Consider the following 21,822-nt stretch of genomic DNA (forward strand, 5'->3'; position numbering starts at 1 on the left):
TCGCCTAGCTTGTCGCTTCCCCTTCTGAGGTCGCTGCCTATGTCACGCCTGTCCCGCACCGCCTTCGCTCTCGCTGCGCCGATGGCCCTGCTGCTGGTCTCTGCCTGCGCCACGCCGTTCCGTGCCGATGTCGCACGCTTCCAGCGTATGCCCGCCCCGGCCGGGCAGAGCTTTGTTGTCCAGGCAGTCGATCCGCGCAATCGCGGCGGCATCGAATTCCAGCAATATGCGGGCTATGTGACGCAGGAACTGGTCGCCCAGGGCTATCAGCCGGCGTCCAGCGCCGCCAACGCGACCTTCGTCGTGAACCTCGACTACGGCGTCGATGACGGTAAGGAAAAGGTCCGCACGACGCCGGGCTTCGGCGGTGGCTGGGGTTATGGCGGATTCGGCCGGCCCTTCTACGGTCGCAATGGCTTCGGCTCGCCTTATTTCTACGGCTGGAACGATCCGTTCTTCTTCGGCGGCTATCCGGAGGTGAACAGCTACACCTATTACACCAGCTATGTGGACGTGACGATCAGTCGCACCGCGGATGGCGAGCGGTTGTTCGAGGGCAAGGCCCGGGCGCGCTCGACGACCGACAGCCTTCCGGCGCTCGTGCCGAACCTGGTGCAGGCAGTGTTCACCGATTTTCCGGGCCGCTCGGGCGAGGAAGTGCGCATCACCATCCCGCCGCCCGATCGCCGTCGCGGCTGATCGGTTCGGAAATCACGGGGCTGCGATCGGATCGCGGCCCTTTCCATATCGGCCGTAGATCAGCACGGCCCCCAGCGTCAGCGCCGCCAGCAGCCAGGGCGCCTGGGCCAACCCGGCATCGATGGCGCCAGCGACTGGGTTGGCGGTGCCCGCGATCCGCTCGACCCCCCAGGCGATCGCCGCTGCACCGGCGAACAATGCACCTGCGCTTCGGATGGGGGGATAGGCTGGCGTCCGCGCCAGCAGGATCAGCGCAGGCAGGACCGCCGCCACGACCAACAGCTGCACAACCTCGATCCCCAGGTTGAAGCCCAGGATCGACTGCGCCTTCTGCCAGCGATCGAGCCCGTAATCCCCGATCAGCGTCGCGAACGCCAACCCGTGGACCAGACCGAAGCCGCCCGCCACCACCGCCTCGCGCCCCGCGAAGATCGGCCGCCAGGCGTGTACCGCGGAAATGAGGATCGACAGCGCGATTCCGATCTCGACCGGCTGCGATGCCAGCCGCCAGCCAAAGAAAGCGCCGCCGATCAGCGTGATCGAATGACCGATCGTGAACGCTGTAATGACGGCGATAAGCCCACGCACCAGATGGCGGCCGCCGCCATAGCCACCCCAGCGCCGCCCGGCCACCAGCAGGGGGGCGGGCAGGATCAGTGCGATCAGGAACAGCAGATGATCATGCCCCTCGGCGATATGGTGCATGCCGAGTGCGATCGCGGCACGGAACCCGGCCCAGCCGCTGCCCGCTCCGCGATCGATCCTTGCAGTCGCCCCCCGCCCCTGCAGTCCGCCGATCATCGCGGGTTCGCCACCCAGCTTGCCGCCCCGATAATCGCTGCGCGCGAACAGCAGCACGAAATGATTGGGCAGCCGATCGGTCACCGCATCATAAGCGATGGTGAAGCGTCGCGGGTCGCCGCCCGGCGCGGGCTGCAGCGCCAGCCGCGCCCTGATGTCGGGGGCCCAGCTCTCGTCGGCGGTGCCGGCATCGCGCAGCGTCACGCGCCAGGCGCGGCCGTCGTCGCCGCGTACCACGAAACGCGCCGCCAGCGATGCCGCGGTGGCGCGCACGACGGCGGGGTCGTGCCAGTTGATCCGCTTCTGCGCGGCGAATTCCAGCTCGGCAACCGGGACCAGGATCTCTGCTTCGATCCGGTCGTCTCCGAAATCCAGATAGATGGCGGTGTTGGGCATCAAGTGCGCGTCGGCCGGCAGCGCGGGCCACAGGGTGATCAGGACGAGCGCGAGCAGCGTGCGGATCACTGGTGCAGCCATACCAGCCCGGGATTGCGATCGAAGCTGCGCGGATTGATCGCCAGCGCCGCCTGCCGTGCGGCCTCCGCCTTGTCCGCCTGTCCGGTGATCGCGTAAAGCTCCGCGGCCAGCACCTGCGGCTCGGCCATGCGCCATTCGGATCGCAGCACCGGTTCCAGCACGCGCAGCGCATCGGCCGTGCGGGCATTGGCAGCCAGCGCCGCCGCCAGCGCCACCTTCGCTTCCGCATAGGGCCGCGCGCGGTGGTTCGCGATCGCATAGGCCAGCGCCTGCCTGGGATCGCCGAACGCCAGTTCATGATCGACTGCATGGCCATAGGCCGCCTCGGGCGCGAGCGCGATCCGCCGCCGCCATTCCGCCCCCGCGCGATCGGCCCAACGCCGGGCGGCAGCGAAATCGCCCGATGCACGGGCCAACCCGGCCAGCGCATCCATCGCTTCGGGCGATCCACTTTCGCGTGCCACCGCCGCGAACATCGCGGTCGCCTTCGCGGGATCGCCGTTGAGCGCGGTCACCAGCGCCTGTTGCTGCCGCACCAGCCAATAGCCCGGAAAGCGTCGCTCGGCCTCGGCAAAGCCGGCCGCGGCCGCGGTCCAATCCCCCCGGCGCAGCGCGATCAGGCCGCGCTGCATCGCCAGGAAGCCCTGGAACTGCGGCTGCGGCCCCCGCAGCCGGCGTTCGGCGAGGTCGATGCGTTCGAGCGCAAGATCGGTCTGGCCGACATGCGCGGCGAGGTTCGCCAGCCGGAACATGGATTGGCTGGTCGGCCAGCTGCCGTCGGCGCGCGCATAGAGGTCGCTCGCCTCCCCCATCCGCCCGGAATAGAAGGCGATATCGCCGCGCAGCCCCAATATCTCGGCTCGGGTCGCCTGGTCCGGGGGTAGCGCCGCCCCCTCGATCGACTCCAGGCTGGCTTCGGCCTGCGGCAGCCGATGCATCGCCATCGCCTGATAGGTCTGCACCATCAGCGGCCCGGATCCGGGCTCGGCAACCTTGAATGCGTTGGCCAGCGCACGATCGGCGGCCACCAGATCGTCGAACCGCCCCGTCAGCCGGCCCCGCGCCAGCAGCGCTTCGGCCAGCAGCCCGTGCATCGACCAGCTGTCCGGCTGATCGGCCAGCCGGCGGCGATGGAAGGCGATCTCCTCGTCCAGCGCGCCGGCGGCCTGGGCATAGGTTTCGGGCACGGCCTGTTGCTGCAGCCCGCCGAGCGCGGGCCCGGCCGTTAGCGCCGGCGGTGGTGCGGCTTCGTGTGAAGCCAGCCGCCAGCGGATGGCACCGGCGGCGGCAAGCCCCATCAGCAGCACCAGGAACGCCGCCAGCAGGCCGCGCCGAAGCGCCCCGCCGAATGCCGGTGCGGACGTCGACGCCGCCACTGCCGTCACGCCCACTGGCCCTGGATCAGACCGGCTTGGCGCAGGGCGTCAGGCTCAGCCGCTGGAAGTCGTCGCGCAGCAGCGTCGCGAGACCGGTCAGCGCCTGCGTGATATCGGGAATGAACTTGCCGCCGTTGGATGCATAATCGGCCGGGAAATTGTCGTTGTAGGTCGGCTGGATGTTCTGGGAAATCAGCGCCGTCGCGATCGCGGGATTACCCATCGCGTCGACGTTCACATAATCCGACACGGCATTGGTGCGGAACGCGAATCCGCTGCCGGTACCCTCGGGCACCACCTGATCCCAAGCGGCGGCGACATAGGGGAATTCCGTCAGGAAAGGCTTGTCGTTGGCCGCCGGGTTCAGCGCCAGTTTGGCCAGAACATCAAGATCGTGGCGCGAAAGATCGATGAATAGATAGGCCAGCGTGATATCGATGACCGGGTCCTGGAGTCTCCGTCCGTTCGGGAAGCCCGGCGCGCGATCCCATTCGAACCGCACCGAATCGCGTGCGAGCGAGGTCCGGACCGATACGCCCGGCAGGATCTGCTGGTTCATGCAGGTCTCGACGCTCAGCGAAGTGCCGGTCTGCCCGCCGCCGCTGTTGTTCGTCATGTTGTTCGTGCTGTTGTTGGCGGACTCGCCGCCTCCGCCACCGCCGCCACCACCGCCGCCGGACGTGCAGCCCGCCAGCGCCACGAAGGCCATCGCCATGCCGGCCATGATGATTCTGTTCATGCTCACAGCCCCGCCCTTACGCGCGCAGAATGGACCGACACCTGCAGCGGATTGTTGCCGTTGCGGATCGCCGACTGCGGAAATTCAAGGATGATCATCGTGTCGTTCGTTCGTGCGAAGAAGTCACGATCCGAACGGAAGCGCAGATCGCCCGCCACCCGCGTGTCGGAAAGCCCCTGCGAATTGAAGAAGAAGGGATCGTCGTAGAGGCCGGCGACGACCTTTGCCGTTCCGCTCGTCAGCGTCTTCTGCACCGGCCCTTCCATCACGCCCGCAGCACCCGGCACATTCTTCAGCTGCACGCCCCAGTTGCCGTTGGCATCGCGCGCGAAGCGGATCTCGATCGTCACTTCGATCGTCAGGGGATCGGCATCGTTCGAGATCAGGATGGTATAGAGCGCGTCCCGGTCATAGACGCCTGGTCGCGTCGAGATGCCGGGCCCGGCGAAACTGTCGACCAGCACCAGCTTGTCCCCCACCGGGAACACATAGATGTCGGCGATGTCGTTGGCCTTGTCGGCCGCGCCGGTATTCACCCGCGATCCCGGCTCGTTATGATCGGCGGCGCTCGCCTGCCGATCGGCCAGCAGCAGGCCCCCGCCCGCTGCCGTAGCCAATGCGACCATCGCGGCCGCCAGCGTCTTCATGCGTTGCATCGTCACCCCACGCGCTTCGGCATCCGCCAAACGACGAATGACCTAATCCCTGTTTGCGCGACCGGATGTGCTTGTTTGCACAGTCTAGACCCGTCGGTCCGACATCGGAAGCGGATTCGACTTGAGGGGGGTGAAGTTCAGCCCTCGAGCTGACGGATCAGCAGCCGGACATCCATGTCCAGCTCTGCATCCTGCTGGCGCAATCGCTCGATCTGCTTGACGGCGTGGATCACGGTCGTGTGGTCCCGCCCGCCGAACCGGCGGCCGATCTCGGGCAACGAACGCGGCGTCAGCTGCTTGGCGAGATACATCGCCACCTGCCGCGGCCGCGCCACTTCACGCGCGCGCCGGGCGGAGCTCATTTCCGCCTGGCGGATGCGGTAATGGTCGCACACGCGGCGCTGGATCTCGTCGATAGTGATCCGGCGCTGGTTGGCGCGCAGCAGATCGGCCAGCGTCTCGGTTGCGAAATCCATGTCGATCCCACGCCCCTGCAGCGTGGCATAGGCGACGACGCGGTTCAGCGCCCCTTCCAGCTCGCGCACATTGGCGCTGATCCGCTTGGCCAGAAACATCGCGACATCGTCGGGCACCCGCGCACCCGGCATCTGCTCCAGCTTCTTGTGGACGATGTTGAAACGCAGCTCGAAATCGGCCGGGTTCACGTCGGCCACCAGCCCCCATGACAGGCGAGAGAGGATCCGGCTTTCGATCCCGTCCAGATCCTGCGGGCTGCGATCGGCGGTGATCACCAGCCGCTTTCCCGCGGTGATGATCTCGTTCATCGTGTGGAAGAATTCCTCCTGCGTGGAATCCTTGCCGGCGATGAACTGGACATCGTCGATCATCAGCAGGTCGGCGGAGCGCAGCCGCGTCTTGAAGCTGTACGTGTCCTTGGCGCGCATCGCGGCCACGAATTCGAACATGAACTTCTCGGCCGACATGTAGATCACCTTGGCGCCCGGCCGGGCGGCGAGGAAATCATGGCCGATCGCGTGCATCAGGTGGGTCTTGCCGAGCCCGGTGCCGCCATGCAGGAATAGCGGGTTGAAGCCGAGCGGACCACCGCCCGCCAGCGTGCGTGCCGCATTGTATGCGACTTCATTGGCCTTGCCGACAACGAACGATTCGAACGTGTAGCGCGGCTCCAGCGGCGTCGATCCGGCCGCTGGCGCGATCGGCTCGGCAACGGTTGCGACAATCGCGGGCTCGGGCTCGGGCGCCGCTTCGGCCAACGTCGTGGTGCGGGCCGCCCCCTCGCCGGTCACGATCGCGACATGCCGCACGAACGGCAGCGCCGCGCGCCACGCGGCCAGCAGCTGCTCCGAAAAATGGGTGGTGACCCAGTTCGCCATGAAATCGGACGGCGCAGCCAGCGTCACGACACCGGCCACATCGTCGCAGCCCGCGATTGCCAGCGGCTTCAGCCATCCGTCGAAGGTGCGCGCACCGCAGGCGCGGCGCAGCGTATCGCGCACGCTGCTCCAGGCAGCGTCTGCTGGCGACATGTCCTGCAGCCTCTCCTCCGTCTCTCTCGCGACCATTTTTTCCCGTCCGCCCCACGCAACAGGCTACCCTCCGTCCCGGGTACCCCCGGTCCGTGGCTGAAAATCCAACAGCGCGCAGCGAAGTCCCCCCTCGCCGCCCCTTGGCTCGATTACCCGGTGAAACCGCTTCCGAGATTCGTCGGGGCGGCGCTGGGAGGGCCGTTAAAGACAATGCAGCGGGTCTGATCAAGGCCCCGAATTTTCACAATCGCGAAATATTGCGGCTTGACAGCCGCTTGCGCGGAAAACCCCCAACCCCGGCTTAAGTGACTGTAATCGTTCAAGACTTTCGAGACTGCTGTTTATGACGATTTTACGAATCGCGGATTTCCGCGGGGTGCCGGGCGTTGCGTAACCCGCACGCGAAAACGCCCGCCGGATCAGGTCCGGCGGGCGCTTCGAAATTTGCGACGAACCGAGCGATCAGCCCAGCGCGGCGACCCGCTTGGTCAACCGCGAAATCTTGCGGGACACCGTGTTCTTGTGGAGCACGCCCTTCGAAACGCCACGCGCCATTTCCGGCTGAGCGGCGACCAGCGCGGCAGCGGCAGCGCTCTTGTCGCCAGCGGCCAGCGCCGATTCGACCTTCTTCACGAAGGTGCGGATACGGCTGACACGCGCGCCATTGATCTCGGCGCGGCGGTCGTTGCGGCGGATGCGCTTCTTGGCTTGCGGCGTGTTCGCCATTGATCGTCCTCGTTAAAGTCGAACTGATGTTGCTCGAATGGATTGGCGGCGACGGACGCATCCGTCACCGGAAGGCGCGCCCACTACCCAAAACCCCCGTCTGCGTCAACCGCCTGCGCCACTCAGCGCTGGCAGGCCGGGCAGTAGAATGTCGATCGTCCGCCTTCGGCGACACGCTTGACGATGCCCCGACCACACGGACAGGCTTCGCCCTCACGGCCATAGACGCGGAACTGTTTCGAGAAATAGCCGAGCTCGCCATCGGGCCGCGCATAATCGCGCAGCGTCGATCCACCGGCCTCGATCGCGGCCATCAGCACGTCGTGCACCGCCACCACAAGCGCCTCGAGCCGCGCCCGCGCGATCCGCCCGCCCGCGCGGGACGGCGCGATCCGCGCCATGTTGAGTGCCTCGCAAACATAGATGTTGCCCAGCCCGGCCACGATCCGCTGATCGAGCAGCAAGGCCTTGATCGGCGCGGATCGGCCCGCCAGCCGCTCGGAGAGATAGGCGCCGGTAAAATCGGCACCCAGCGGTTCCGGCCCCAGCGCCATGAAGGCAGGGAATGAGGCCAGCGCCAGCGTCGGCACCAAGTCCAGCGATCCGAACCGGCGCGGATCGTTCAGCGCGAGCAGCCGCGCATCGGACGTCTCGATCACCAGATGGTCGTGCAGGCCGATCTCGGTCGGGTCGACTCGCCAGCGCCCGGACATGCCGAGATGGAAGATCAGCGTGTCGCCGCGATCGGTATCGATCAGCCCATATTTGGCGCGCCGCGACAGGCCAGTCACCATCGCCCCCGTCAGCCGCTGGCGCAGATCGACGGGGATCGGGCGGCGGATATCCGCGCGGCGCGGATCGACCCGGCTCAGCGTGCGCCCGGTCAGCACCGGGGCCAGCCCGCGCACGGTGGTTTCGACCTCGGGAAGCTCGGGCATGGCCAAGCCGCTAGCGGCGCCCGCCTCCGTTGGCTAGAGCCGTGGCCATGACCGATACCGTCTCCTTCGGCTATGCCGACGTCACCCCCGCCGAGAAGACCGAGAAGGTGGGCGAGGTCTTCCGCTCGGTCGCCGCCAGATATGATCTGATGAACGATGCCATGTCGGGCGGCATGCATCGGCTGTGGAAGGATCGGTTCGTGCGGCGGGTGAAGCCGCGGGCCGGCGAGTCGATCCTCGACGTGGCGGGCGGCACCGGCGACATCGCGTTCCGCATGGCGAAATCGGGTGCGCAGATCACGGTGACTGACATCAATCCCGCCATGCTCGAAGTCGGCATGGAACGGGCGGCGAAACGCGGCATCGACGGGCTGGTCTGGGGCGAGGAGAATGCCGAGACACTGTCCTTCTCGGACCGCCGGTTCGATGCCTACACGATCGCGTTCGGCATCCGGAACGTGACCGACATTCCGGCCGCGCTTCGCGAAGCGCACCGCGTGCTGAAATATGGCGGCCGCTTCTTCTGCCTCGAATTCTCCACCACGCTGTGGCCGGGCTTTGCCGAAGCCTATGATGCCTATTCGCATCGCATCGTGCCGCAGCTGGGCAAGCTTCTGGCCAACGATGCCGAAAGCTATCGCTACCTCGTCGAATCGATCCGCCGCTTCCCGGATATGGAACGCTTCAAGACGATGATCGCCGCCGCCGGCTTCCAGCGCGTGTCGGTCGAACCGCTGCTCGGCGGTCTGGTCGCGATCCATTCGGGCTGGAAGGTCTGACCGCTTGACCCACCCCGCCGTCCATCTGTTCCGCCTCCTCAATTGGGGGCGCACCCTGGCGCGGCATGGCGCGCTGCAGGGAATCGAGCGCGATCCGATGACGCCGGCTGCGGTCCGCCGGCTGGCGCGGATCGCCCGGCTGGGCGCGCGTGTACCCGCCCGCCCCGCCTATGCCGACGCCTTCCAGGCGATCGGCCCGGCCGCGATCAAGCTGGGCCAGAGCCTCGCTACCCGCCCCGATCTGGTCGGCGAGGAAGCCGCGCACGACCTGCTGCGCCTGCAGGATGCGCTACCGCCGCTGCCGTTCGACGCGGTGTGCGATCAGATGCGCGCGAGCCTCGGCAAGCCGATCGAAACACTGTTCGCCTCGATCGATCCGGTCGCGATCGGTGCCGCCTCGATCGCGCAGGTGCACCGTGCCGTCACCACCGATGGCCGCACCGTCGCGGTCAAGGTGCTGCGCCCGGGCGTCGAAGAGGAATTCGTCCGCGCGATCGATACCTATGAATGGGCGGCCGCCCAGATCGAGGCGATGGGCGGCGAAGCGGCGCGCCTGCGCCCCCGGCTGGTCATCGCCACGTTCAAGCGCTGGACGGCACGCGAACTCGATCTGCGGCGCGAAGGCGCCTCGGCCTCCGAACTGGCCGAACGGATGGAATCCGAACCCGATTTCATCGTCCCGGCGATCGACTGGCAGCGCACGTCGGGCAAGGTGCTGACGCTGGAATGGATCGACGGTATCAAGCTTTCGGATCGCGCCGCGCTGCTCGCCGCCGGCCACCATCCCGCGACGCTGGCCCACCGCCTCGTCCGTGCCTTCCTCCGCCAGGCGATCGCGGAAGGCTTCTTCCATGCCGATATGCACCAGGGCAATCTGTTCGCGCTGCCCGGCGATCGCATCGCCGCGATCGATTTCGGTATCATGGGGCGGATCGATCGGCGCGCGCGGCTGTGGCTGGCCGAGATCCTCTACGGGCTGATCACCGGCAACTACAAGCGCGTCGCCGAAATCCACTTCGAGGCGCAATATGTGCCCGCCCACCATGATGTCGACGAGTTCGCGATCGCACTGCGCGCGGTGGGAGAGCCGATGCGCGGCCTGCCCGTCAAGGAGATGTCGGTCGGCGCGATGCTCGACGGGCTGTTCGCGATCACGCGCGATTTCGACATGCAGGTCCAGCCGCATCTGCTTCTGCTGCAGAAGACGATGGTGATGGTCGAAGGTGTCGCGACCGCGCTCGACCCCGATATCAACATGTGGGAGACGGCGGGTCCCTATGTGCAGGGCTGGATCCGCGACGAACTTGGTCCCGAGGCCTGGATCGCCGATCGGCTGGCGGCCGACGTCAAGACGTTGGCCCGCCTGCCCGAGCTGATCCGCCGGATCGAGGCGCGCTATCCTGCCCCCGGCGGCGCCCCGCCCCTGCCGCCGCTGCGCGAGGTCGAGGTCGTGCGGATCGGCGGCGGCTGGCGCTATGCGGCGGTCGCGCTGCTGGCGACGATCGCCGGCGCGGCCGGGATGTGGCTCATCGGCTGACGTCGCGCGGCCGCGCTTCGTGCGGCCCGAATCCGTCCTGCCCTGCCGGTCGCGCCCTGATCCAGCGGCTGGCGACGATCTTCGTGCCGGCGGTCACCGGCAGCCCCGCATGGCGCGCGGCCGGATCGGGCAGGCCATCGTCGCCGAGATTGCGGAACAGCAACGCATCCCCGATCCGTCCGCGCACCACCGGGCCCGGCGGCGCGAACCAGGTCTTGCCGCCTTCGTAATCGTCGTTCAGCCACAGGATCAGCGTCGCGACCCGCGGATTGGCCATGCCGGGCACGGCATCGAGATGCGGCCGATATTCCTGCCCGGTTCGGTAGCGCAGGATCTGCAGCGGCTCGCCGCAATCCGCGTCGCTGCCGCTGGCCACGGCGATGCGACGGTTGATCGCGCGCACGAACGGCCATTCCGCCACGATCGGGAAGCCGGCCGTGTCCGATCGCCGGATCGGATCGGCGACGAATGCTGCCGTCCCTCGTGATAGATCAGCGCCGGCTTGAAGCGCCCTTCCGATAGTTCGATCAGCAGCGCGCATTCGTCGGCGCTCGCCAGACCGGGGATATAGACGACATCCGGTTTCGCAGACAGCGGGTGCGCCGCCGGCACGGTTATCGGTGCCCCCTCGCCGTCGAGAGACATTGCGGTGATCGCATCGCGTTGCCGCGCCGACAGCGGATCGATCGCGGCCATCCCGTCGATCAGCGCCAGCGCCGCCGGCCAGTCTGCCGCGCCGCCGATACCGCAGGCCACCAGCCCCGCATGGGTCCGCCCAGCGCCGATGTGGCCGGCGCGGGCCGCCTGTCCGATCAGGTCGCGCGCGCACACCGTATCGCGCACCAGCCAACGCCCTTCCAGGCACCAGAGCCCAAGCAGCAAAAGCGAGTCGACGTCCGCGGCGGCGCACCCCTCCTTCAGCAAACGCAGACCGTCTTCGGCGCGCCCTGCGGCTGCCAGCATCACCGCAGCCTGTGCGCGTGATCGTTCCCCCACGGCCAAGATGATGTCACGCCGGCGCGGATCGTGCCAGCCCTCGACAGACGGTCGCGCTTTGGGCAGGGATGCCCGCGATGACCGCGCCGCGCATTCTCCTGATCGTGTCCGGCGGGATCGCTGCCTACAAGGCGTGCGAACTGGTTCGCTTGCTGCGTCGCGATGGCATGACGGTGCGCTGCGTGCTGACCGCCGGCGCGGCCCAGTTCGTCACGCCGATGACGTTCGCGGCACTGACCGAACAGCCCGTCCATACCAGCCTGTGGGATCTGAAGGACGAGGCCGAGATGGGCCATATCCAACTCAGCCGCGAAGCCGATCTGGTCGTCGTCTGCCCCGCCACGGCAGATCTCATCGCGAAGATGGCAGCCGGTCTGGCCGATGATCTCGCAACCACGTTGCTGCTGGCGACCGACAAGCCGGTGCTCGTCGCCCCCGCGATGAACGTGCGGATGTGGCACCATGCTGCCACTCGCCGCAATGTGACGCAGCTTCGGGATGACGGCATCACCGTCGTCGAACCCGATGAAGGCCCGATGGCGTGCGGCGAATATGGCGCCGGGCGCCTGCCCGAGCCCGAACGCATCGCCGCGCTGATCCGCGATCGCGTGGCCGCTCCGCCGCGCAAGCCGTTGCAGGGCAAGCATATCCTGTTGACCGCTGGGCCCACGCACGAGCCGATCGATCCGGTCCGTTACATTGCCAACCGATCTTCGGGTAAACAGGGCTTCGCGATTGCAGCCGCGCTCGCGGCGCGGGGGGCCCGGGTGACCTTGATCGCCGGCCCCGTCTCGCTGCCGACACCGGCTGGCGTCGATCGCATCGATGTCCAAACGGCACGCGAGATGGCGGCAGCGGTTCAGGCCGCCCTGCCCGCCGATGCCGCGATCCTTGTTGCCGCCGTCGCCGACTGGCGGGCCGAACCTCAGGACCGCAAGATCAAGAAAGGCAGCGGGGCACCCGCCGCGCTGCCCCTGATCGAAAATCCGGATATCCTGGCGGGGCTGGCCGCCTCGTCCGATCGCCCGGGCCTGCTGGTCGGCTTCGCGGCGGAGACCGACGATGTCATCGCGCACGCGGTCGCCAAGCGCATCCGCAAAGGCTGTGACTGGATCGTCGCGAACGATGTGTCCGGCGATGTCATGGGCGGCGATGCCAATCATGTGCATATCGTCACCGCTGATGGCGTCGAAAGCTGGGACGAGGCGAGCAAGGCCGAGGTCGCTGACCGTTTGGCCGATCGCGTCACGGCCGCCCTTGTTGCGAAAGATGCTGAATGACCATTCGTATCGCGTTGAAAAGACTGCCACACGGCGGAGACCTGCCGGTCCCGGCCTATGCCACGGATCATGCCGCCGGCCTTGATGTGGTTGCGGCCGAGGATGTGACGATCGCTCCCGGCGCCCGCCATGCCGTCGCCACCGGCTTCGCGGTCGCGATCCCGCCCGGCTATGAGATCCAGGTCCGCCCGCGGTCCGGCCTCGCCTTCAAGCATGGCATCACCGTGCCCAATACGCCGGGCACGATCGACGCCGATTATCGTGGCGAGCTGAAGGTGCTGCTGATCAACCACGGCGATGCACCGTTCGCCATCGCGCGCGGCGATCGCATCGCGCAGCTCGTGCCCGCCGCCGTCACCCACGCAGCCTTCGATGAAGTCGACAGCCTGGACGAAACGGTGCGTGGTGCCGGCGGCTTCGGATCGACCGGCCGATGACATGCCGCCGCTGAGCCTGGGGGACGATCAGCTCGATCGCTACGCACGCCATATCATCCTGCCGGAGATCGGTGGCAGCGGCCAGCTTCGCCTGCTTCAGTCGCATGTCGCGCTGGTCGGGGCGGGCGGGATCGGCAGCCCCGCGATCCAGTATCTTGCCGCGGCCGGCGTCGGCCGGCTCACGATCATCGACGACGATGTCGTCTCGCTCTCCAACCTCCAGCGCCAGACCCTTTATTCCACGCGCGACGTCGGCGCGCACAAGGTGGCGATGGCGGCCAATGTCGTCGCCCGGCTGAACCGAGACGTCCAGATCCATCCCGTCAGCCGAAGGCTGGATGCCGCCAATGCCGATCTCGTGCTGCGCGGTGCCGATGTCGTGATCGACGGCAGCGACAGTTTCGCGACACGCTTGTTGGTTGCCGATGCATGCCAGTGGCTTCAGATTCCGCTGGTGTCGGCTGCGGTCGGCCGGTTCGAGGGCCAGCTCGCCGTCTACCGTGGATGGGAAGCGGGCCTGCCCTGCTATCGCTGCCTTGTGGGCGAGGATCCGGCCCGTGACGAGACCAGCTGCGCGGACCAGGGGGTCCTTGGCGCGCTGACCGGCGTGATCGGCAGCCTCGCCGCGATGGAGGCGATCCGCCAGCTCGTGCCGTTCGGCGAGGACAGCGCAGGCCGGCTGCTGCTGTTCGACGCGCTTGCCTTCCGGATGCGCACGATCGCGCTGGCCAAGGATCCGGGGTGCCGGTGCGCGGCGTGACGATCATCATCGCGCGACCCGATCCGGTCGCCCTGCGCACCGCGCTCGGCATCGCGCTGTCGGCGGCTGCGCTCGGCGGCCGGGCGCGGCTGTTCGTCGATACGGCGGCCGTGCCGCTGCTGCGCGTTCCCGTGATCGATCCGGCGGATGACGCGCAGGTCGACGCCGGCCTGCCGACCCTCGCCGGCCTGCTCGACGAGGCCGATCAGGCCGGCGTTGCGATCCTCGCCTGCCAGGCTGGCCTTGCGCTGGCGGGGCTCGCCTTGCCCGATCTCGTAACGGGTACCGAAGCCGCCGGCATGGTGTCGTTGCTGCAGACACTTGCCGATGATCGCCTGCTGACGCTCTGACGTCAGTCCGCCGCTATCCGTGTCCGGAACCAGTCCGCCAACTCCGCTTCCTCAAGCTCGCCGGCGCCGAGGGCGAGAAAGGCAACCACGACCTCGGCGTCGCTAGCGGTCAACCGATAGCCGTTCAGCATCAGGAATGTTTCGCTGATCACGGCCGCAGTCCGTTTGTTACCATCCACAAATGGGTGATTGCGGGCGATGCCGAAAGCATAGGACGCGGCCAGATCGGCAGCGTCCGGGTTCCCCTACGCCGCTAGGTTTGCCGGGCGGGCCATCGCGCTCTAGACGAGACGGGCATCGCGTACGCCCTCACCGCCACCATGTTCGGCCAGCTGCTCGCGATGCGCCGCCAACGCCACGGCAACATCCATCCATATCCAGTCCATTGCGGCTACTTGGCAGGCTCGCGTAAAGCGACACGGCGCGCGCGCATCACCTCTCTCGCCGCCGACATCTGCACTTCGAAATCAGCATGATGGCGTCGCAACTCAAGACCATCAGGGGTCGCGACGACGCTCACGGCATCGCCCTGTGACAGGCCCAGCCTGGCGAGCATCTCCTTCGGCAGGATCAGCCCCGTCGAATTGCCGATTGGAATGAGCTTCATGGGCTTGGTCATACAGCCGTTACAACAGACGCGGTCAGTCGCTCCAAGCCGTCCCCTCAATCCAGATAGAAGTCGATCGTCGTCACTACCCGTACCTTCTGGAACGGTGACTCACTTCCAGATCCACCGCTCTCGCCATCACGCGCGCCGATCGAGAAATAGCCCTGCGTCGCCTGCCGGATCGCGCCGACACTGGTGCCTGAATCCTTGGCGAACTGCTCGGCCGCCTTGCGCGCATCCTTGGTCGCCTCCGCGATCATCGCGGGCTTGATCTCGTTTAGCTTGGTGAAGCTGTAGGCGATACCCGATCCGTCCTCCAGCGCCACGCCCTGGCGCACCAGCGCAGCCTGGTCCGCGAACGCGCGGCGTGCGGCCATCACCTTGGTGGTGCGCAACTGCAGCCGCTGCCGGCTCGTTACGTTCAGCCCGCCGTCGTTGCGCTGATACTGGCTCACATTCACGCCGGCGACGTTGATCTCGTCGCGCGAGAAGCCCGCCTTCGCCAGCATCGCCAGGATGATGCCGGTGGCGCGATCGGTCTGCTGCTGGACCGACACGACATCGCTGCCGGTCGCCGAATAGGCCAGGGTCCAGGTCGCGAGATCGGCGGTCACGTCGCGCTCGGCCAGGCCGCGCATGGTGACGGCGCGATCTGCGTGGCGGGCGCGGACGAGGCCGTTGCCCATCAGATAGCCGCCGACCACCAACCCGATCGCCAGCAGGATCGCTGCGATCACCAGCTCGCTGCGGAAGGCCTGACGTTCCATTCGATGATCCCCCTTGATAGCGCGTGGATCCTGCCCCGCGTCGCCTGTCTGCAGCCTGACTAGGCTCCGGCCTTGGCCGCCGCCTTCTTCGCCGCGGGCTTCTTTGCGGGTGCCTTCTTCGCGGCTGGCTTCGCCGCGGCCGCCTTGCGAGCCGGCTTCTTCTTGCCCTTGGCCGGTCCCTTGGCCGCGCGCTCGGCCAGCAGCAGCAGCGCCGCCTCGGCGTCCAGCGTCGCGGGGTCGGCGGTCTTCGGCAGCGTCGCGTTGGTCTCGCCATCGGTGACATAGGGGCCGAACCGCCCCTCCATCAGCTTCACGGGCTTCCCCGTCACCGGTGACTCGCCGAACGTCGCCAGCGGCTCGCGCGCGGCGCCCCGGCCGCGTCCGCCGCCTGCGGCCGCTTCCGCCAGCTTGGCGACTGCGCTGTTCATGCCGGTTTCGAACACCTCGGCGGTCGAAGCCAGCCGCGCATATTTCCCGTCATGCTGGAGATACGGTCCGTAACGCCCTATGCTCGCCAGGATTTCCTTTCCAGTCTCCGGGTGATTGCCGACCGTGCGGGGCAGCGATACGAGCCGCATCGCCATCGCGAAATCCAGCTCGGCTTCGGGCACATCTTTGGGGATGGACCCGCGCTTGGCCTCCTTGCCATCGCCCAGCTGGACATAGGGCCCGAACCGCCCGCTCCGCTTCGAAAGCTCGAGCCCGCTCTCGGGATCGGTGCCCAGCACCACCGGGCCAGTGTCAGCGCTGGCGGAATCGCCGCCCGCCTGCGCGAAACGGCGCGTATATTTGCAGTCGGGATAGTTGGAGCAGGCGACGAACGCGCCGAACTTGCCGCCACGCAACGCCAGCCGCCCGTCCGCACAGGCCGGGCAGGCACGCGGGTCGCTGCCATCACCCTTGTCGGGGAACAGATATGGCTCGAGAAACTGGTCGAGCGCCGCGGTGATGTCCGACGGCTTCTGCTCCATTACCTCGGCGGTCTTGGGCTTGAAGTCACGCCAGAACGCTTCGAGCACCGCCTGCCAGCCGGCGCGCCCGCCGGATACGTCGTCCAGGCTGTCCTCCAGCCCGGCAGTATAATCGTAGCTCACATAACGTTCGAAGAAGCGCTCGAGAAAGCTGGTCACCAACCGCCCGGATTCCGCGGGAATGAAACGGTTTTTCTCCAGCGTCACATAGTCGCGATCCTTCAGCGTCTGCAGCGTGGCGGCATAGGTGGACGGGCGCCCGATACCGAGCTCCTCCATCTTCTTGACCAGCGAGGCTTCGGAATAGCGCGGCGGCGGTTGAGTGAAATGCTGCTCGGCCAGCACTGCCTTCTTGGCCGGCGAGTCGCCTTCCTTCATCCGCGGCAGCCGCTTGCCGTCATCGTCGGGCTCGCCAGCTTCGCCATGCTTGCCGGCGCCGGCGACCGGATCGTCGCGCCCTTCTTCGTACAGCGCGAGATAGCCGGGGAAGAGCACGACCTGCCCGGTCGCGCGCAGCGCATGCGATCCGCTGCCATCCTCCAGCTCCACCGTGGTCCGCTCAAGCCGGGCGGATGCCATCTGGCTGGCGAGAGCCCGCTTGAAGACCAGCTCGTAAAGCCTTGCATGATCACCGGAACCCGCCTTGTCACGCGAGAAATCGGTCGGTCGGATCGCCTCATGCGCTTCCTGCGCATTCTTGGCCTTGGCCGTATATTGGCGTGGCTTGTCCGGCACGTAGGACGCATCGTAGCGATGGGCGATCGCGCCACGCGCGGCCGAAATCGCGGCACCGTCCATCTGCACGCCGTCGGTCCGCATATAGGTGATCGCGCCGTCCTCGTAGAGGTTCTGCGCCACCCGCATCGTGTGGCTGGCGGAAAAGCCCAGCTTGCGCGCAGCTTCCTGTTGCAGCGTCGATGTGGTGAACGGGGGCGGCGGATTGCGCGTGAGCGGCTTGGTCTCGACAGAGACGATACCGAACCGTCCGGCTTCGACATCCGCCTTGGCCTGTTCGGCCGCGCCCTTGTCGCCGATCGTCAGCCGATCGATCTTGCGACCCTGCCACTTTACCAGCCGCGCGATGAAGCCGACGCCGTCCTGCTCCATCTCGGCCGTGACAGACCAATATTCCTGTGCGCGGAACAGCTCGATCTCGCGCTCGCGATCGACGATCAGCCGCAGCGCCACCGATTGCACCCGCCCCGCCGATTTCGCGCCCGGCAGCTTGCGCCATAGCACCGGCGAAAGCGTGAAGCCGACCAGATAGTCCAGCGCGCGGCGTGCCCGATAGGCGTCGATCAAATCCTCGTCCAGCGCCCGCGGATTGGCCATCGCCTCCAGCACCGCCGGCTTGGTGATCGCGTTGAAGGTCACGCGCTGCACGTCCTTGGGCAGCGCCTTGCGCTTGCGCAGCACTTCCTGGACATGCCAGCTGATCGCCTCGCCTTCGCGATCGGGGTCGGTTGCCAGGATCAGCGTATCGGCCGATTTCGCCTCGTCGGCGATCGCCTTCAGCTGCTTGGCCTTGTCGGCATAGGGCTCCCATTCCATCGCGAAGCCCTCGTCCGGCTTCACCGATCCGTCCTTCGGCGGCAGATCGCGGACATGGCCATAGGATGCCAGCACCCGGTGGCCCGGGCCGAGATATTTCTCGATGGTCTTGGCCTTGGCCGGGGATTCGACGACAACGAGCTTCATCTTGGTCCTGTCCTTCATACGTACGCGCGAGGGTGGAAAGCCCGGCGGCGGGTCGTCAAGCGTTGATATGGATCAATCGGCCGTGGTCACCTGGCGCGCGAAGTCCAGCACGTCGTCCAGCACCGGCGCGCGCTGGCGGAAAGGGCGTGCGATCGCGGTGACGATGCCGACATGGCCGATACCGGGATAACGCTTCACTTCCGCTGCCACTCCGCCCGCGCGTAGCCGGGCGGCGAGCGCCTCCGAATTTCGCGGTTCGACGGTGGTGTCGTCCGCCCCCGTCAGCAGCAGCGCCGGCGGATCGCCCGCCCCGGCATGCGTCACTGGCTGGGTATCGGCCGGATCGGGCCAGCGGCCAAAGGCGGCGATGCTGGCCGGCACATCGAAGGGCGCGAAATCATAGGGACCGGCAAGGCCGATCAGCCCCCGGATCGCGGCCCGGTCAGCGCCCGTCCAGCGCGGATCGACCGCCAGCATCGCTGCGATATAGGCGCCGGCCGAATGCCCCATCACCACGATCCGATCGGGATCGCCGCCATGCGCGGCGGCATGCGCCCGCAGCCAGCGCAGCGCGGCCGCGCTGTCCTCCACGAAGCCGGGATAGGTCACCTCCGGCACCAGCCGATAGTCGGGCACCGCCACCAGATAGCCCGCCGCCGCCAGCGATCGCCCGACGAAGGCGTATCCCTCGCGCGTCCCCGTCGCCCAGCTGCCGCCATAGAGAAACAGGATGATCGGGCGGCGGCCCGTCACGCTGCGTGGGCCATAAAGGTCAAGCGTCCGCCGCGGTCCCGCGCCATAGGGAATGCCGCGCGCCATCAGCCGTCCGTCGCGATCCTGCGGCACCAGCGTGTCGAACGTTCGCAGCGGCGAACAGGCCAGTGCCGCCAGTCCGGCCCCGATCACGCCGGCACCCAGCAGGATCAAGCGGCGGCGGGCGGGAGATCGGATCATGGCGGCGCAGGTAGGGCGGCGCCCGCAAAACCGCAAACGCCGCTTCCCCCACCCGTCATCCCCGACTTGCTCCGGGATCCGGAGTTATCGGTCGCACCCGCGCGCGGCTTTGGATCCCTGCTTTACGCCGGGATGACGGGAGCAATCAGCGAAGCGCCGCCAGTTGATCCACCAGCTGCGCATTCGCCAGCGTCGCCGCCTTCGTGGCGCCTTCCTCATAGGCACCGGGCTTGGCGGTGAAGGTATATTTTCGGGTCTTTCCCGTCTTCACCCCACCCAGGATGCCGATCACGTTGCCGGCCACATCCATTGCCTTGTTCACGCCGCCGGTCGAATCCGCCATCGTCGCGAAATCGCCTTCCACCGCCACCGGCTGCTTCATCAGGATCGTCGCCTGCTTGCCGCTGGGCGCGATCAGGTTGAGCTTCGAATAGTCGCCGACGACCGACACGCCGGAATTCACGCGCACCCCGGCAAAACTGAACGCGCCCGGCCGCTTCACGTTGGAAAAGTCGATCAGATAGACCACGTCGAGTACCGCCTGCCCGCTCGCCTTGGCATGGTTGACCATGCTGTAGGCGGTGGTGCCGGACTGCATCTGCATCCCCATGCCGCTCAGCCCGGTCGACATAAAATCGCCCGGCAGCATCACAAGCCCCGGCAGCGCGCTCGGCTTGTAGAAGCTGGTCTTTCCCTTGCTGCCCTTCTCCAGCACCACGCTGGCTTCATAGGGCGATGGTGCCAGCTTCACCTTGGCGAATGCCTGGCTGCCGAACAGCGTCGCGCTGTCCGCCACGGTAAAGCCGCGCGCCTCCAGCTGGCTGCGGAAATCGGCATAGGCCGCATCCACGATCGCCTGCATCATCTGCGGGGTCACGCCTTCCAGCTCGCTCTTGGCGGTGGTCGGGCCGCTGAACATCCCGATCATGCCGCCGGTCGCCGCGGTCTTGTCGACCGACTCGAACAGGAACCCCACGTTGAACGCGCCGATCACGACCTGGCTCACGCCCTTCACCGCGTCGGGTTTCGTGATCTTCAGCGGGGCCGGCGGTGCCGCGATCGCGATCGGAGCGGCGATCGCCAGCGTGATGCCGGCCAGCAGGGTCGATAGAATGCGCATCATGATCCCCCAACAAGTGCGCGCATCCTGCCGACGCTGCCGCGCCGGCACTACTTTCAAGCGCAGACAGGCTTGCGCTGCGATCATGCCGCCAGCCGCAGCGTGGCCCCGGCCATGAATGCCGCCACCTCGCGCACCAGTTCCGCCTTGACGACATTGCGCCCCGGGCAACCGCTGTGCGTGGTGCGCGGATCGTCGCGGTGGAACAGGATCGCTTCCGGGGCGATGTCGAGCGCGGCGCACAGGAGGGCAGCGGCCGCCACTCCCAATCGCCGCACCGCCAGCCCGCGCCCGCTGTCGAACGGCTCGCGCGCATAATCGCCCAGCAGCTCGATCCCGATCGCGCTCGCGTTCCAGCTCGGCGAATGGACGCCCCGTCGGTTCAGCGGCGTGAAGCCGTGGATCGCATGGTCATCGATGAACAGGTGCGGCCCCGCGCTCCAGCGGTTGGTGTCGCGATACCAGGTCTCGAGATTGGTGAGGTGCGCGCGCGTGAGCCCTGCCGGCCGCTGCGCCAGGCTCGGTGTCGCGGTATTGTGCATCACGATCCGGCTCGGCCGCCACCCGGTCCAGTCGGTGGCCGCGACATGTGCCGCGAATTCGGCGATGCTCCGCGCGCGCCCATCGATCACCGTCCACGCCATCGCATCCTCCCGCCCCACAGCGAACCATATAGGTGATTCGCTGGCTGTAGGAAAATGCTATTTCGCGCGGCGGCCAGATCCCTCGTCCACGACCCAGCGGATCGCGTTCTCGACCAGCCGGCGATAGTTGGGATCGGCGAACGTCGCGGCATCGTCGCCTGGCTGGAGATAGACCAGCGGACTGGCGCGCGCCCGCCGGGTCCAGCCGATCAGATCGTGGCCTGCCGGGTGCGTCCAGCCGTCATTGTCGAACATCCGCCCGTCCATCGCCGCCGCCGCCGAGTGGAACCCCGCCGCCTCGAAGCGATGCCGGGCACGCAGCAGCGGCGTCGCCTGCTCGTCGAGCAGCTCGGCCAGATACAGCTCGTCGGTCAGCCGGAAGCGCGGGGGCAGGCCCGCCGTTACCGGATGGTCCGGCGCCACCACCTCCACGCCGTAATTCACGCCGTGGCGATAGCCCGAATCCATTGTCGGCACGCCGCGCAGCCGGGCCGGCCGGTAGAGAAACGTCCCGCCCAGATGCTCGCCATAACCGGGCCATGCCGGCCACCCCGCCAACGCGTGATGCAGCGCCACGATGCCCTTGCCTTCCTCCAGCAGCGCTTCGAACCCGGCCACGAAGTCCGGATCGGGTGCCACCAGCCCCGGCGGCGGCACCGCATCGAAATCCAGCCCGGGCATGTCGTACAGCAGCAGCGCGTCGTAGCCGGCCATCGCGACCGGGTTCATCAGCTGCGCCGCGGCGGGCTGGTCGACCATCGTCGCAGCGATGCCGTCCATGGCCAGGAACATCGCATCGAACGCGTTGCGGTCGAACGGGTGGCCGCGCACCGCCACCAGGATCTGGATCGGCGCGGAATAGGCGATCGTCGGCATGGCCGCGATGCTGGCCGCGGCGGCGGCGGCCGGTCAACCCGCCCTTCTGCACAGCCCCTTCCCTTTCCTACAAAGCCGGCCTATATCGCCGTCACACGAGATTTCAGGCTCCCCTTGTCCCGATGG

Annotated in this window: 23 protein-coding genes and 1 pseudogene; 7 read left to right on the forward strand and 17 right to left on the reverse strand. The window is 67.4% G+C overall.

Going from position 1 to position 21,822, the window contains the following annotated elements:
• The first annotated feature begins 39 nt into the window (after nucleotides 1–39).
• Nucleotides 40–699, forward strand: a complete 660-nt coding sequence (locus ABC347_RS05460; protein WP_413244724.1) for a DUF4136 domain-containing protein — start codon at nucleotides 40–42, stop codon at nucleotides 697–699.
• Between the two features lie 12 nt (nucleotides 700–711).
• Here the strand turns inward: ABC347_RS05460 and ABC347_RS05465 are convergent, their stop codons facing one another.
• The 7 genes from ABC347_RS05465 to mutM all read right to left on the reverse strand — a co-directional run bounded on the left by ABC347_RS05465 (nucleotide 712) and on the right by mutM (nucleotide 7,920).
• Nucleotides 712–1,965: a HupE/UreJ family protein gene (locus ABC347_RS05465; RefSeq protein WP_413244725.1), complete on the reverse strand. Its 1,254-nt coding sequence runs from the start codon at nucleotides 1,963–1,965 to the stop codon at nucleotides 712–714.
• On the reverse strand, nucleotides 1,962–3,368 hold the full coding sequence (locus ABC347_RS05470) for a tetratricopeptide repeat protein (protein ID WP_413244726.1): 1,407 nt from the start codon (nucleotides 3,366–3,368) through the stop codon (nucleotides 1,962–1,964). The genes ABC347_RS05465 and ABC347_RS05470 overlap by 4 nt, the downstream gene beginning before the upstream one ends.
• Nucleotides 3,369–3,378: 10 nt before the next feature.
• Complete coding sequence (locus ABC347_RS05475) at nucleotides 3,379–4,092, reverse strand: DUF4331 family protein (protein WP_413244727.1); 714 nt, start codon at nucleotides 4,090–4,092, stop codon at nucleotides 3,379–3,381.
• 2 nt (nucleotides 4,093–4,094) lie between these two features.
• Complete coding sequence (locus tag ABC347_RS05480; protein ID WP_413244728.1) at nucleotides 4,095–4,754, reverse strand: hypothetical protein; 660 nt, start codon at nucleotides 4,752–4,754, stop codon at nucleotides 4,095–4,097.
• Between the two features lie 131 nt (nucleotides 4,755–4,885).
• The gene (dnaA, locus tag ABC347_RS05485) at nucleotides 4,886–6,256 is read right to left on the reverse strand and encodes a chromosomal replication initiator protein DnaA (RefSeq protein WP_413244729.1); all 1,371 of its coding nucleotides are present in this window, start codon (nucleotides 6,254–6,256) and stop codon (nucleotides 4,886–4,888) included.
• A 462-nt stretch (nucleotides 6,257–6,718) separates the two neighbouring features.
• The gene (rpsT, locus tag ABC347_RS05490; RefSeq protein WP_413244730.1) at nucleotides 6,719–6,982 is read right to left on the reverse strand and encodes a 30S ribosomal protein S20; all 264 of its coding nucleotides are present in this window, start codon (nucleotides 6,980–6,982) and stop codon (nucleotides 6,719–6,721) included.
• A gap of 122 nt (nucleotides 6,983–7,104) precedes the next feature.
• Entirely contained in the window at nucleotides 7,105–7,920 is an 816-nt protein-coding gene (mutM, locus tag ABC347_RS05495) for a bifunctional DNA-formamidopyrimidine glycosylase/DNA-(apurinic or apyrimidinic site) lyase (RefSeq protein ID WP_413244731.1), read from the reverse strand.
• Nucleotides 7,921–7,967: 47 nt separating this feature from the next.
• Here mutM and ABC347_RS05500 point away from each other — a divergent pair, with 47 nt between their 5' ends.
• Nucleotides 7,968–8,699: a class I SAM-dependent methyltransferase gene (locus ABC347_RS05500; RefSeq protein WP_413244732.1), complete on the forward strand. Its 732-nt coding sequence runs from the start codon at nucleotides 7,968–7,970 to the stop codon at nucleotides 8,697–8,699.
• Between the two features lie 4 nt (nucleotides 8,700–8,703).
• Nucleotides 8,704–10,236, forward strand: a complete 1,533-nt coding sequence (ubiB, locus tag ABC347_RS05505) for a 2-polyprenylphenol 6-hydroxylase (RefSeq protein ID WP_413244733.1) — start codon at nucleotides 8,704–8,706, stop codon at nucleotides 10,234–10,236.
• Here ubiB and ABC347_RS05510 read toward each other — a convergent pair.
• Together ABC347_RS05510 and ABC347_RS05515 are read right to left on the reverse strand one after the other, a co-directional pair.
• Nucleotides 10,226–10,522, reverse strand: coding sequence for a 2OG-Fe(II) oxygenase family protein (locus tag ABC347_RS05510; protein ID WP_413244734.1), 297 nt, complete (start codon nucleotides 10,520–10,522; stop codon nucleotides 10,226–10,228). The genes ubiB and ABC347_RS05510 overlap by 11 nt on opposite strands.
• Nucleotides 10,486–11,199 (reverse strand): hypothetical protein, encoded by a 714-nt coding sequence (locus ABC347_RS05515; RefSeq protein WP_413244735.1) that lies wholly within the window; start codon nucleotides 11,197–11,199, stop codon nucleotides 10,486–10,488. The genes ABC347_RS05510 and ABC347_RS05515 overlap by 37 nt, the downstream gene beginning before the upstream one ends.
• Nucleotides 11,200–11,309: 110 nt before the next feature.
• On the opposite strand from ABC347_RS05515, the gene coaBC reads away from it, so the two are divergent.
• From coaBC to ABC347_RS05535, 4 genes are read left to right on the forward strand one after another with little or no spacing between them, the layout of a single operon-like run.
• On the forward strand, nucleotides 11,310–12,512 hold the full coding sequence (gene coaBC, locus ABC347_RS05520) for a bifunctional phosphopantothenoylcysteine decarboxylase/phosphopantothenate--cysteine ligase CoaBC (protein ID WP_413244736.1): 1,203 nt from the start codon (nucleotides 11,310–11,312) through the stop codon (nucleotides 12,510–12,512).
• Entirely contained in the window at nucleotides 12,509–12,949 is a 441-nt protein-coding gene (gene dut, locus ABC347_RS05525) for a dUTP diphosphatase (RefSeq protein WP_413244737.1), read from the forward strand. Before coaBC ends, dut begins: the two co-directional genes overlap by 4 nt.
• A gap of 10 nt (nucleotides 12,950–12,959) precedes the next feature.
• A complete protein-coding gene (locus ABC347_RS05530; RefSeq protein ID WP_413247006.1) occupies nucleotides 12,960–13,709 on the forward strand; it encodes a HesA/MoeB/ThiF family protein in 750 nt (249 codons plus the stop codon).
• Nucleotides 13,706–14,059: a DsrE family protein gene (locus ABC347_RS05535; protein WP_413244738.1), complete on the forward strand. Its 354-nt coding sequence runs from the start codon at nucleotides 13,706–13,708 to the stop codon at nucleotides 14,057–14,059. The genes ABC347_RS05530 and ABC347_RS05535 overlap by 4 nt, the downstream gene beginning before the upstream one ends.
• 2 nt (nucleotides 14,060–14,061) lie before the next feature.
• Here the strand turns inward: ABC347_RS05535 and ABC347_RS05540 are convergent.
• From ABC347_RS05540 to ABC347_RS05575, 8 genes and pseudogenes are all read right to left on the reverse strand, one after another.
• Nucleotides 14,062–14,430, reverse strand: a pseudogene (locus ABC347_RS05540) (type II toxin-antitoxin system death-on-curing family toxin).
• Nucleotides 14,431–14,450: 20 nt separating this feature from the next.
• Nucleotides 14,451–14,678 carry an AbrB/MazE/SpoVT family DNA-binding domain-containing protein gene (locus ABC347_RS05545; protein ID WP_413244739.1) on the reverse strand — a complete coding sequence of 76 codons (228 nt, stop codon included), beginning with the start codon at nucleotides 14,676–14,678 and terminating at the stop codon, nucleotides 14,451–14,453.
• 44 nt (nucleotides 14,679–14,722) lie between these two features.
• Complete coding sequence (locus ABC347_RS05550) at nucleotides 14,723–15,433, reverse strand: SIMPL domain-containing protein (protein ID WP_413244740.1); 711 nt, start codon at nucleotides 15,431–15,433, stop codon at nucleotides 14,723–14,725.
• Between the two features lie 59 nt (nucleotides 15,434–15,492).
• Nucleotides 15,493–18,102, reverse strand: coding sequence for a type I DNA topoisomerase (gene topA, locus ABC347_RS05555; protein ID WP_413244741.1), 2,610 nt, complete (start codon nucleotides 18,100–18,102; stop codon nucleotides 15,493–15,495).
• 72 nt (nucleotides 18,103–18,174) lie between these two features.
• Nucleotides 18,175–19,056, reverse strand: a complete 882-nt coding sequence (locus tag ABC347_RS05560; protein WP_413244742.1) for an alpha/beta hydrolase — start codon at nucleotides 19,054–19,056, stop codon at nucleotides 18,175–18,177.
• A 145-nt stretch (nucleotides 19,057–19,201) separates the two neighbouring features.
• Entirely contained in the window at nucleotides 19,202–20,176 is a 975-nt protein-coding gene (locus tag ABC347_RS05565) for a hypothetical protein (protein ID WP_413244743.1), read from the reverse strand.
• An 83-nt stretch (nucleotides 20,177–20,259) separates the two neighbouring features.
• Nucleotides 20,260–20,838: an N-acetylmuramoyl-L-alanine amidase gene (locus ABC347_RS05570; RefSeq protein WP_413244744.1), complete on the reverse strand. Its 579-nt coding sequence runs from the start codon at nucleotides 20,836–20,838 to the stop codon at nucleotides 20,260–20,262.
• Nucleotides 20,839–20,877: 39 nt separating this feature from the next.
• Nucleotides 20,878–21,696 carry a ThuA domain-containing protein gene (locus tag ABC347_RS05575; protein ID WP_413244745.1) on the reverse strand — a complete coding sequence of 273 codons (819 nt, stop codon included), beginning with the start codon at nucleotides 21,694–21,696 and terminating at the stop codon, nucleotides 20,878–20,880.
• Nucleotides 21,697–21,822 lie beyond the last annotated feature (126 nt).

The organism is Sphingomonas canaveralia (genome assembly GCF_047238125.1).
GTDB lineage: Bacteria > Pseudomonadota > Alphaproteobacteria > Sphingomonadales > Sphingomonadaceae > JBDFMH01.

Bases quoted from the DNA above. Each gene is read 5' to 3' on its own strand.
- ABC347_RS05460 (WP_413244724.1), top strand. From the start codon at position 40: ATGTCACGCCTGTCCCGCACCGCCTTCGCTCTCGCTGCGCCGATGGCC.
- ABC347_RS05550 (WP_413244740.1), bottom strand. From the start codon at position 15,433: ATGGAACGTCAGGCCTTCCGCAGCGAGCTGGTGATCGCAGCGATCCTG.
- ABC347_RS05545 (WP_413244739.1), bottom strand. From the start codon at position 14,678: ATGACCAAGCCCATGAAGCTCATTCCAATCGGCAATTCGACGGGGCTG.
- dnaA (WP_413244729.1), bottom strand. From the start codon at position 6,256: ATGTCGCCAGCAGACGCTGCCTGGAGCAGCGTGCGCGATACGCTGCGC.
- ABC347_RS05475 (WP_413244727.1), bottom strand. From the start codon at position 4,092: ATGAACAGAATCATCATGGCCGGCATGGCGATGGCCTTCGTGGCGCTG.
- rpsT (WP_413244730.1), bottom strand. From the start codon at position 6,982: ATGGCGAACACGCCGCAAGCCAAGAAGCGCATCCGCCGCAACGACCGC.
- ABC347_RS05515 (WP_413244735.1), bottom strand. From the start codon at position 11,199: ATGCTGGCAGCCGCAGGGCGCGCCGAAGACGGTCTGCGTTTGCTGAAG.
- mutM (WP_413244731.1), bottom strand. From the start codon at position 7,920: ATGCCCGAGCTTCCCGAGGTCGAAACCACCGTGCGCGGGCTGGCCCCG.
- coaBC (WP_413244736.1), top strand. From the start codon at position 11,310: ATGACCGCGCCGCGCATTCTCCTGATCGTGTCCGGCGGGATCGCTGCC.
- ABC347_RS05500 (WP_413244732.1), top strand. From the start codon at position 7,968: ATGACCGATACCGTCTCCTTCGGCTATGCCGACGTCACCCCCGCCGAG.
- topA (WP_413244741.1), bottom strand. From the start codon at position 18,102: ATGAAGCTCGTTGTCGTCGAATCCCCGGCCAAGGCCAAGACCATCGAG.
- dut (WP_413244737.1), top strand. From the start codon at position 12,509: ATGACCATTCGTATCGCGTTGAAAAGACTGCCACACGGCGGAGACCTG.
- ABC347_RS05560 (WP_413244742.1), bottom strand. From the start codon at position 19,056: ATGATCCGATCTCCCGCCCGCCGCCGCTTGATCCTGCTGGGTGCCGGC.
- ABC347_RS05565 (WP_413244743.1), bottom strand. From the start codon at position 20,176: ATGCGCATTCTATCGACCCTGCTGGCCGGCATCACGCTGGCGATCGCC.
- ABC347_RS05575 (WP_413244745.1), bottom strand. From the start codon at position 21,696: ATGCCGACGATCGCCTATTCCGCGCCGATCCAGATCCTGGTGGCGGTG.